Annotated in this window: 8 protein-coding genes; all 8 read right to left on the bottom strand. The window is 66.9% G+C overall.

The window, feature by feature from the left end:
• Positions 1-868 (bottom strand): UDP-N-acetylglucosamine--N-acetylmuramyl-(pentapeptide) pyrophosphoryl-undecaprenol N-acetylglucosamine transferase (locus QZ332_RS08285; RefSeq protein WP_295764363.1); only part of this gene is annotated, 868 nt, incomplete at its 3' end.
• A gap of 14 nt (positions 869-882) precedes the next feature.
• Positions 883-2,280, bottom strand: a complete 1,398-nt coding sequence (ftsW, locus tag QZ332_RS08280) for a putative lipid II flippase FtsW (RefSeq protein WP_295764362.1) — start codon at positions 2,278-2,280, stop codon at positions 883-885.
• A 152-nt stretch (positions 2,281-2,432) separates the two neighbouring features.
• Complete coding sequence (gene mraY, locus QZ332_RS08275) at positions 2,433-3,419, bottom strand: phospho-N-acetylmuramoyl-pentapeptide-transferase (protein ID WP_295764361.1); 987 nt, start codon at positions 3,417-3,419, stop codon at positions 2,433-2,435.
• Between the two features lie 43 nt (positions 3,420-3,462).
• Positions 3,463-4,905: a UDP-N-acetylmuramoyl-L-alanyl-D-glutamate--2,6-diaminopimelate ligase gene (locus tag QZ332_RS08270; protein WP_295764360.1), complete on the bottom strand. Its 1,443-nt coding sequence runs from the start codon at positions 4,903-4,905 to the stop codon at positions 3,463-3,465.
• Between the two features lie 106 nt (positions 4,906-5,011).
• Entirely contained in the window at positions 5,012-7,552 is a 2,541-nt protein-coding gene (locus QZ332_RS08265) for a penicillin-binding transpeptidase domain-containing protein (protein WP_295764359.1), read from the bottom strand.
• A 134-nt stretch (positions 7,553-7,686) separates the two neighbouring features.
• Positions 7,687-8,241 carry a hypothetical protein gene (locus QZ332_RS08260; protein ID WP_295764358.1) on the bottom strand — a complete coding sequence of 185 codons (555 nt, stop codon included), beginning with the start codon at positions 8,239-8,241 and terminating at the stop codon, positions 7,687-7,689.
• Positions 8,242-8,369: 128 nt separating this feature from the next.
• Positions 8,370-9,305: a 16S rRNA (cytosine(1402)-N(4))-methyltransferase RsmH gene (gene rsmH, locus QZ332_RS08255; RefSeq protein WP_295764357.1), complete on the bottom strand. Its 936-nt coding sequence runs from the start codon at positions 9,303-9,305 to the stop codon at positions 8,370-8,372.
• 6 nt (positions 9,306-9,311) lie between these two features.
• Positions 9,312-9,755 carry a division/cell wall cluster transcriptional repressor MraZ gene (mraZ, locus tag QZ332_RS08250; protein WP_295764356.1) on the bottom strand — a complete coding sequence of 148 codons (444 nt, stop codon included), beginning with the start codon at positions 9,753-9,755 and terminating at the stop codon, positions 9,312-9,314.
• Positions 9,756-9,956: the final 201 nt, after the last annotated feature.

The raw sequence follows: 9,956 nt of genomic DNA, 5'->3' as shown, positions 1-9,956 counted from the left end.
GCTCGCTGATGGTGGAGGCCCCGGCCCGGCAGATCACCAGATCCGCCGCCCGCATCACCACGGCCATGTCGTAGATGTACTCCCGCAGCTGCAGGGCCGGGCAGGACCCCAGGTCCACGCCCTTGTCCCGCAGGAGCTCCAGTACCCGCGGATAGCCCTGCTTCCCGGCGCCGTGGATGTGGTGGAAGGGCTGCTTCGCCGCCTCCAGGGCCAGGAAATCCGCCATCTGGCGGTCCATGCCCGCGGCGCCCAAAGATCCCCAGAAGGAGACGATCAGCGGCCTGCCGTCGTCCACGCCCAGGGCCTCCTTGGCCTTGGCCTTCGTCATCGAGAAGAAATCGCCCCGCACCGGCGTGCCGGTGACCACCACTTTTTCGGGGCGGCGGTAGTGCTTCCGGCAGGACTCGAAGCCCACCATGATCCGGTCGGCGTAAGTCTCCAGCATCTGCGTGGTCAGGCCGGGGACCGCGTTGGACTCATGGACCGCCGTGGGGATCTTCATCCTGGCGGCGGCCTTGACCAGGGGATAGCTGGCATAGCCGCCGGTGCCCACCACCGCGTCGGGCCGGAAGGAACGGAGGATGGCCCTGGCCTCGCCGGGGGCCCGGAGGAGGTTGCCCACGGAGATCAGGTTGTGCCTGAGCTCGGCGGGCCGGAAGGAGCGGTGGAAGCTGGAGATGTGGACGGTCTTGAACGCGTAGCCCGCCTTGGGCACCAGGTCCTTCTCCAGGCCGCGCTCCGCGCCGACGAACAGGATCTGCGCCTGGGGATCTTTCTCCAGGGTCAGCTGGGCCAGGGCGATGGCGGGGTTGACATGGCCCGCCGTGCCGCCGCAGGTGAAGATGACGCGATGTAATGGCTCACTCATGATGGACCTCTCCTCTACCCCGCCCTCGTCGGGCGCATCTGTCTCGATACCGACAGGACCACGCCCATCTCCGCCAGCTGGATGGAGAGGGCCGTGCCGCCGTAGCTGAAAAACGGGAGGGAGATGCCGGTGGTGGGCAGGAGGCCCGTCACCACGCCGATGTTCAGGAAGGTCTGCATGGCGATCAGCGTCGTGACGCCGATGACCAGCAGGCTCCCGAACCGGTCCCGGGCATGGAGGGCGATCCAGTACCCCCGCAGGATCAGCGCCGCGAAGAGCAGCATGATGATGCTGGCCCCGATGAGCCCCAGCTCCTCGCAGATGATGGCGAAGATGAAATCGTTGTGCTCCTCCGGGAGGAACAGGAACTTCTGCCGGCTCTTCCCCAGGCCCACGCCCAAAAGGCCGCCGGAGCCGATGGTGATCAGGCTCTGAGAGAGCTGGTAGCCCTTGTTCTGGGCGTCCGCCCAGGGGTCCAGCCAGAACTGGATGCGGGAGGTGTTGTAGCCGACCACGAACAGCGCGAAGTACAGCATCGCGCCCGCGCCGCCCAGCGCGCCGAAGACCCAGGCCCAGTTGATGCCGCCCACCAGCATCAGCGCCGCGCCCGCGCCCAGGATCAGGATGGCGCCGGACAGGTGGGGCTCGACGGCCACCAGGCCCGCCGTGACGACCAGCACCGTGGCATAGGGCAGGATGCCGTAGCGGAAGGAGCGCATCAGGTCCTTCTTTTTCGAGATGCTGTCGGAGAAGTAGATGATGATGGCCATCTTGGCGATCTCCGAGGGCTGGAAGTTGAACAGGTCGCCCACGCCCAGCCAGCGGGTCGCGCCCTTGACGGTGACGGCGATGGGGTTGTGGGGGATGATGACCAGGACCAGCAGGAAGATGGCCACGTACAGCAGCGACTTCGCCACACCGCGGAAGCGCCGGTAGTTGATCTTGCCGATGAAGAGCATGGCCGCCACGCCCATGACGGCGAAGACGCCCTGGCGGACGAAGTAATAGGTGGGGTCGTTGTTCTTGGTACCGTAATAGGCGGAGGGGAAGCTGGCGGACAGCAGCATCACCAGCCCGATGGACATCAGCAGGAGGACCAGCAGGCAGAAGGGCAGATCGATGGGGCCCCTGGCCAGCTCCTTGCCCTCCTCCTCCAGCGCCTGCTGGCGGAGGCGGTGCTCCTGGCGGCGCTGGGCCTCCTCCCGGCTCAGGGGGCGGCGGCGGGGCCGCTTCAGCGGCTGGCGCGCCGGCGCGGGGAAGGGGATGACCACGCTCTGCCGGGGCTTGGGCGCCGCCGGACGCCGGGCCTGCGCCTGGGAGACCGGCCTGCGGCGCTGCTGAGGCGGACGCCGCTGGGGCTCCGGCCGGCGCTGCGGCTCCCGGCGGGCCGCGGAACTGCCCCGTGCTGCCATGCGATCCCTCCTCCCCTCGAATGATCCCGGCGCTCTCCGCGGCTCCGCCGCTTCGAGCTGCCCCACGCCCTGCGGGCGAAGGGGCCGAACAACGTCCGCCCGGGCCCGGCGTCACGGCCGGGCCCCTGCGGCGGCGGAGCCTCCTCCGCCGGTCAATACCTGCCCTGGATGCCGAACCAGGCCAGGATGCAGCAAACGATCGTCACGCCGGAGAACACCGTCACCAGCTTCGCCTCGCTCCACCCGGAGAGCTCCAGATGGTGGTGCAGGGGCGCCATCTTGAAAAAGCGCTTGCCGTGGGTGGCCTTGAAGTAGGTCACCTGGATGATGTCCGACAGCGTCTCCAGGATGTAGATGATGCCCACCAGGATCAAGATCAGGGGCATATCCATGGCGAAGGCCAGGGCCGCCACCGCGCCGCCCATGAAGAGGCTGCCGGTGTCGCCCATGAAGACCTTGGCCGGATGGTGGTTGTAGCAGAAGAAGGCCGCCAGGCCCCCGGCCAGGGCCGCGGGGAACAGGGCCAGAGGCATCTGCTCCCACAGGGCCGCCGCCGCGGTGAAGAAGATCATCACCACGAAGGTGACGCTGGAGGACTGGCCGTCGATGCCGTCGGTGAGGTTCACCGCGTTGACGCAGCCCACGATGACGAACGCCGCGAAGATCAGGTACAAGATCCAGTCGACCTCCACCGTGACGTTCAGGAAGGGGACGTACAGCGCATTGGTCAGCAGTCCCTCATAGCGCATCAGGGTGAGGAACACCACCGCCGCCGCCAGCTGCAGGATGAACTTCTGCTTGGCCGTCAGGCCCTCGTTCTGGTGCTGGCGGACCTTGCGGTAGTCGTCCACGAAGCCGATGAGGCCGAAGATCAGGGCGAAGAGGTAGACATAGAGGTGGGCGAACTCCCCCCGCAGCATATCCTCCCAGCCCAGGACGAAGGCCGTGACCCCGGAGCCGATGATGAACATGATGCCGCCCATGGTGGGCGTGCCCGCCTTCCCGGCGTGCCAGGAGGGGCCCTCCTTCCGGATCTCCTGCCCGGCGTGGAGCTTGCGCAGCTCCGCGATGACGAATCTTCCCAGGACCAGGGTCAGCAGGAAGCTGACGCCCATGGCCAGCAGCAGTGTAGCGATCATGTCTCTCCCTCTCCCCCGCCGCTTCTCCCTCCGGCGGGCCGTTTCACTTCGTCTTCAAATGCTCCGCCACGATCTCCCGTTCGTCCATATGGCGCTTCTCATGGCCCACCTCCTGGTAGGTCTCGTGGCCCTTGCCGCAGAGGACGATCACGTCCCCCGCCCCGGCGTGGTCCATCGCCCAGCGGATGGCCTCCACCCGGTCCTCGATGACCTCATAGGGGGTCGTGCGCCCCGCCAGCCCCGGCAGGATGTCGGCGATGATGTCCGCCGGGCGCTCCGTCCTGGGGTTGTCGGTGGTGACCACCACGAAGTCCGCCGTGTCCGCGGCGATCCGGCCCATCCTGGGCCGCTTGGCCTTATCCCGGTCCCCGCCGCAGCCGAAGAGGGCGACGGTCCGCCCCTTGGCGAAGCCCTTCACCGTGGTCAGGACGTTCTCCAGGCTGTCGGGGCTGTGGGCGTAATCGATGAGGATGGTGTAGTCCTTCCCCGGCGTGGGCACGACCTCCACCCGGCCCTTCACATGGGGCACCTTGGCCAGCACGGCGGCGCTCTCCTCCAGAGGGATCCCCAGGGCCAGGGCCGCCCCCATCGTGTCCAGGGCGTTGTCGATCATGAAATGCCCGGGGATGTTCACCCGGACCGGGACCCGCCGGGCCCCATGGACCGCCGTGAAGGCCACGTGGTCCGCCGCCAGGACGGCGTCCACGGCCTCCAGGTCCGCCGTGCCAGCGCTGGAAAAGGAAAGCACCTTACATCCCGCGTGTTCCAGCAGCCGGGGGGTCCAGGGGTCGGCGGCGTTCACCACGCCGGTGCCGCAGTCCCGGAACAGGAGAGCTTTCGCGTCGCAGTACGCCTCCATGGTCTCGTGGAAATCCAGGTGGTCCTGGGTCAGGTTCGTGAAGACGCCCACGTCGTAATGGACGCCGTAGACCCGGTCCAGGGCCAGGGCGTGGGAGGAGACCTCCATCACCACGAAGCCGCAGCCCGCGTCCCGCATCCGGGCGAAGAGCCTCTGGAGCTCGAAGGACTCGGGGGTGGTCCGCTCCGTGGGCAGGACCTCCTGCCCGATCATATTCTGGTTCGTGCCGATCAATCCCACCTTTTCGCCCCGGGCCTCCAAAACGGCCTTGAGCAGATAGGTGGTGGTGGTCTTCCCGTTGGTGCCAGTGATCCCCACCATGGTCATGTCCCTGGACGGATGGCCGAAGAAGTTGGCTCCCACCACCGCCAGGGCCCGGCGGGGGTCCGCCACCTGCACATACGGTATCCCGTCTCCCGGCGGCGTCTGGCACAGCACGGCCGCCGCCCCGGCCGCCATGGCCTGGGGGATGAAGGCGTGCCCGTCCGCGGCGAAGCCCTTCATGGCCACGAAGAGGCCGCCGGGCCCCGCCTTCCGGGAATCATAGCTGACGCCGGCGATCTCCGTCTCCGGATCCGCCGTGGCGGAAAGGAGCTCGAGGCCCGTCAGCAGCTCTTTCAACTTCATATCCGTGAGACCTCCATCGTTCGTTCACAACGTCCTGGATCAGGATAGCCCAAATATAACGCAATGTATACGGTGTATCCTGCCGAAAACCAGGCAAAACCTGCTCTCAATCCCGTACCGAGCTGTCGCCGAAGCGGACCGTCACCACACTGCCGGGGGCCAGCTCCGTGCCCTCCGCCCGGTCCTGGGAGATGGCCCGGACGTTGCCGGAGCCCGTGCTGGTGGTGCCTGCCACCCGCATGATGAGGCCCGCGTTGGTCAGGGCCTGGTTCGCCTCCGAGGCGGTCATGCCCACCACGTTGGGCACGGCCTTCTGCTCGGTGCTCTTCTCCTCGCCCAGGTACAGGATGATGGAGGCGTTGTTGGGCACGATCGCGCCGCCCTCGGGGGTCTGGGCCGTGACCTCCGCGCCGCTGCCGACGGTGCGGAAGGTGAAGCCCGCGTTCTCCATCCGCGCCTTGGCGGCGTCGAAGTCCTGGCCCACCACGTTGGGCACGGCGGCGTCGGCGCCCTCCAGCTGCGCGGCGGTGTAGTCCGGCTCCACGCCCAGGACGGGCAGGATCTCGCTCATGATCTGGCTGGCCGTGGGGGCCACCATGTTGCCGCCGGAGGGGAAGGTCCCCGTGGTGCGGCTGGGGGTGTCCATGGTGATGAGCATGATATACTGCGGGTCGTCCGCCGGGGCGAAGCACATGAAGGACACCACGATGTCGCCCTTGGGGTTGTCGGCGGTCTTGGTGCCGGTCTTGTCGGCGGTGCCGGTCTTCCCGCCGATGCGGTAGCCCGCCACCTGGCCGTTCCGCCCGGTGCCCTCCGCCACCACGTACTCCAGGCACTCCCGGACCTTGGCGGAGGTCTCCTCGCTGATGACCTGCCGGATGCACCGGGTCTCGTGCTGGTGGAGGATGCTGCCGTCGCCGTCCAGGACCTGCTCGACGACGTAGGGCTCGTAGAGGTAGCCGCCGTTGATGCAGGCCGCCTGGGCCCGGATCAGGGCCAGGGGGGTGACGTTGAAGGTCTGGCCGAAGGAGTAGGACGCCAGGGAGACCAGGTTCGTGTTGAAGCTCTTCTCATCGGTGAAGATGCCCGGCACCTCGCCGATCATGTCCACGCCCGTCTCCTCCATCAGGCCGAAGGACTTGAGGTACTGGTAATAGGTGCTGGTGCCGACGGCCTGCCCGATCTTGATGAAGGCCGGGTTGCAGGAGTTGCCCACCGCCTCCTTCAGGATCTGGTGTCCGTGGCCGGTGCTGCGGGAGCAGTTGAAGGGCTTATCCCAGCCCTTGACCATGACGGAGCCGGAGCACTCGAAGGTGGAGTTCATGTTGATGACGCCCTCCTCCAGCGCCGCCGCCAGGGTGATGGGCTTGAAGGTGGAGCCGGGCTCGTAGGTGGAGTCGATGCACTTGTTCCGCCACTGGCTCTGGAGGGTGTCGTTCTTGGTCTTGGTCACCGCTTTTTCGTAGGAGCTCACCGGTTCCTCCTCAGGCACTTCCTCTCCCGTCTGGCGGGCCAGCTCCTGCCGCTCGGCCCGCGCCGCGGCGTCCTGGGCCTCGTACCGGTCCCGGTCCTTCTCGATATCCGCCAGCTGCTGATCCAGCTTGGCCTTCAGCTTCTCGTCGTAGAGGACGCCGGGCTGGTTGGAATCGTAATTGGGGTAGGACGCCATGCCCAGGATGGCCCCGGAATCCACGTCCATGACGATGCCCGTGCCGCCCTTGGCCGCGTCGAACTTGCTGAGCATGGACTCGATGCCCTTCTCCAGGGCGATCTGGACGTTGATGTCCAGGGTCAGCAGCAGGTCGCTGCCGTCCTCCGCGTCGAAGTACTGCTCGTATTGGAACAGCAGCGGCTCGTTGATCCGGTTGATCTTGGCGGAGACGGTCATGCCGGACTCGCCGGAGAGGTCCCCGTCATACTTGGACTCCAGGCCCACGCTGCCCTGGTCCTCCGAGTTGACGAAGCCCAGCACGTTGGCCGCCATGGCGTTGTAGGGGTAGTACCGCTTGGGGTCCGGCTCCAGGTACACGCCGGTGAGGGTGCGCTGTTCCCCCTCCGGGATCTCGTTCCCCTCCTCGTCGATCTGGCCGTTGATGAACTTCCGGACCTCGTCGGCCGTCTCCTTCTCCACCTTCTGCCGCAGGACCACGTACTCCCAGGTGGTGTGGGACATCCGCTCCTCGATGCGCTCCTGGTCCATGTCCAGGATGCGGCTGAGGCCCCGGGCGATCCAGCTCTGGTCCCGGATGGGCTGGCGGGTATAGGTCTGCCCCTTCTCCAGGGCCTTGGCCGCGGCCTCGTCCTGCGTCTTGATCTGGTTTTGGACGTACAGCCCGATCCGCAGGGGGTCGATGATCACCTTCTCCGCCGTGGTGGAGCTGGCCAGGATGTTGTGGTTCTTGTCGTAGATCGTCCCCCGGGACGCGTTGACGGAGACCTCCCGGGTCTGCTGGTGCACCGCCCGGGCCTGCATCTCGTCGTACCGGTTGATCTGGAGGTCGTAGAGCTTCCAGAACAGCAGCAAAAAGGTGCCGATCCCCAGGACCAGCATCATCAGCAGCGTCCGGCCGCGGATGATCTGATTGGCCCGGCGGGCGGCTTCGCTCTTCCTATGGAGGGCGGGGGTCTTCAGGGGACGGTTCGTCATGCTGTTTCCTCCTGATCGGGGACGGTCCGGATGCGCCGGGAGTATGGGACGGGGGAGCAAGAAGACCTGTCTTCCCGCTCCCCGCTGAGACGTGTCAGGGCCGAAGGATCATGTCAGTGAATTATAAGCTGTGCTCAGTCGAAATATTCCACCACTGCGTATACGCCGCCATGGAGCGACGAGAGGATGCGGCGCAGCAGCCCCGGCTCCTCCTGGCGGTAGGCCACGGCGGAATCCCCGGCGGAGAGGTCCAGGTGGCCCATCTGGGAACTGCTGGGCTTGGACATGCCGGCGGCCTCCGCGGCCTCCTTCACCGAGGCCATGTCGAACATCCGCTGATACTGGGCGGTGAGGTCCACGTGCTCCGTCTCCAGCTCCGTCAGCTGGCTTTGCAGCTTCACGGTCTCGGCGGAGAGGAGGGTCAGCTGGACGTAGTTCATCAGCACCATCAGGGCCAGCCCCATGATCGCCGCCACGCTCAGCACGGTCAAAAAGGAGATGGACTGCCGTTCCCGGACCAGGACGTGGGGCGCGGCGTGGACCTTCGGCTTGGCCTTCCCCCGTGCCTTGGGGGCCTCCCCCGCATGGCGGAGCTCCCGCTCCCGGACCGCATAGTCCAGGTCGTAAGCCAGACTGCCGTCCACCGTCTGCCTCCCGCGATACCGCATGTCCCGTGCCGCTGCCGCCATGTAGCCGCCTCCTCTCGAGATCCTCCCGGGGCCTTTTCAAAAAAGGGACGAAAGAGCCTGCCCGCGCCCCGCGGACCGGCAGGCGTCCCGGCCTGCCCCGCGGCGGCCCGGCGCGCCGCTCCTCGTGCTCAGATATCGAACGTGTCCAGCCGCGCTGCCGTGCGGAGCCGGGCGCTCCGGGCCCGCGGGTTCTCCTCCACTTCCGCCGCAGTCGGTGTAAAGGGCTTCCCCAGACGCACCAGCGGCTTCTTCCCGCAGACGCAGACCGGGAACGACGGCGGACAGGTGCAGCCCTGGGCCAGCTCCCGCAGGGTCCGCTTCACGATGCGGTCCTCCAGGGAGTGGAAGGAGATCACCGCCAGCCGCCCGCCGGGGCGGAGCTTGTCCACCGCCGCCCGCAGCATGGGGGGGATGGCGTCCAGCTCGCCGTTGACCGCGATGCGGATGGCCTGGAAGCTCCGCTTGGCGGGGTGCTGCTTCTCCCGCAGCGCCGCCGGCGGCATGGCGGACTTGATGACGTCCACCAGCTCCAGGGTGGTCTCGATGGGCCTGTCCTCCCGGGCCCGGACGATGGCCCGGGCGATGGCGGGGGCATACCGTTCTTCCCCAAAGTCAAATAAAACGCGCCGAAGCTCCTGGAGGCTCCATGCGTTGACCACCTCCCGCGCCGTCAGGGGGGAGGTGCGGTCCATCCGCATGTCCAGCGGAGCGTCGTGCATATAGGAAAAGCCGCGTCCCGGATCGTCCAGCTGGGGCGACGAGACGCCTAAGTCGAACAGCATCCCGTCCACGCCGTCCACGTCCGCCAGGATATCCGCCAGATCGGCGAAGTTGCCGTGGACCAGCCGCACCCGGTCCATCCAGGGGGCCAGCCGCTCCTGGGCCGCCTCGATGGCGGCCAGGTCCCGGTCGATGCAGACGAGCCGGCCCGTGGTCAGCCGCCGGGCGATCTCCCGCGCGTGCCCTGCCCGGCCCAGGGTGCCGTCTACGTATCTCCCGTCGGGCCGGACCGCCAGCGCCTCGATGCACTCGTCCAGCAAAACGGGCCTGTGTGTGTATCCCATCGGCCCTCACCCCCGGCTCTTTCGGGCCCTGGCAAGGGCGTCCATGGCCGCGGCCATGTCTTCCTCTTCCAGCATCTTCCGCTCCCGCTCCGTCCAGGTCTCCTCGTCCCAGATCTCGGCGAAGGTGTTCAGCCCCACGATGGTGCAGGTCTTCTTCAATCCCGCGTACTTGCGCAGCGCGGCGGGGATCAGGACCCGGCCCTGGCCGTCCGGTCCGCACTGGACGGCGTTGGCGTAGAGCAGCGTCAAGGCCCTGGCCTCCGTGTAGGGCAGCTCGTCCATCTCGTCGGACATCTGCTCCCACTTGGCCTGGGGGTAGATGGTCAGGCAGTGCTCGGCGCCGATGGTGATGAAAAAGGTCTCGCCCAGCGCCTCCCGCATGGCGGAGGGGATCACCAGACGGCCCTTGGCGTCGATGCTGTTATTGGATTTGCCCAAAAGCCTCGCCATGGAGCCGCCCCCTTTCCCCCTTTTTTGGGATAGAGTGGGTCATCTCTCCACTTAACTGCCTCGATCACCCACTTCTCCCCACCTGTGCTCTTTAGTATACGGAGATCCAACTGGAAAAGCAAGGATTTTTTTTCGACGGGAAACAGGGGCTTTTCTCGAAAATCCTCCCATTTTCGACCGATTCCTCGAAGCTAAAACGGC

The organism is uncultured Oscillibacter sp. (genome assembly GCF_910584465.1).
Lineage (GTDB): Bacteria > Bacillota > Clostridia > Oscillospirales > Oscillospiraceae > Oscillibacter.
The sequence above is the reverse complement of the archived record's forward strand: the minus strand, read 5'-3'. Positions and strand labels throughout refer to the sequence as shown.

What these genes read in the sequence shown, in the direction of transcription:
- mraY (WP_295764361.1), bottom strand. Translation starts at nt 3,419, where the DNA reads ATGATCGCTACACTGCTGCTGGCCATGGGCGTCAGCTTCCTGCTGACC.
- QZ332_RS08270 (WP_295764360.1), bottom strand. Translation starts at nt 4,905, where the DNA reads ATGAAGTTGAAAGAGCTGCTGACGGGCCTCGAGCTCCTTTCCGCCACG.
- ftsW (WP_295764362.1), bottom strand. Translation starts at nt 2,280, where the DNA reads ATGGCAGCACGGGGCAGTTCCGCGGCCCGCCGGGAGCCGCAGCGCCGG.
- mraZ (WP_295764356.1), bottom strand. Translation starts at nt 9,755, where the DNA reads ATGGCGAGGCTTTTGGGCAAATCCAATAACAGCATCGACGCCAAGGGC.
- QZ332_RS08265 (WP_295764359.1), bottom strand. Translation starts at nt 7,552, where the DNA reads ATGACGAACCGTCCCCTGAAGACCCCCGCCCTCCATAGGAAGAGCGAA.
- QZ332_RS08260 (WP_295764358.1), bottom strand. Translation starts at nt 8,241, where the DNA reads ATGGCGGCAGCGGCACGGGACATGCGGTATCGCGGGAGGCAGACGGTG.
- rsmH (WP_295764357.1), bottom strand. Translation starts at nt 9,305, where the DNA reads ATGGGATACACACACAGGCCCGTTTTGCTGGACGAGTGCATCGAGGCG.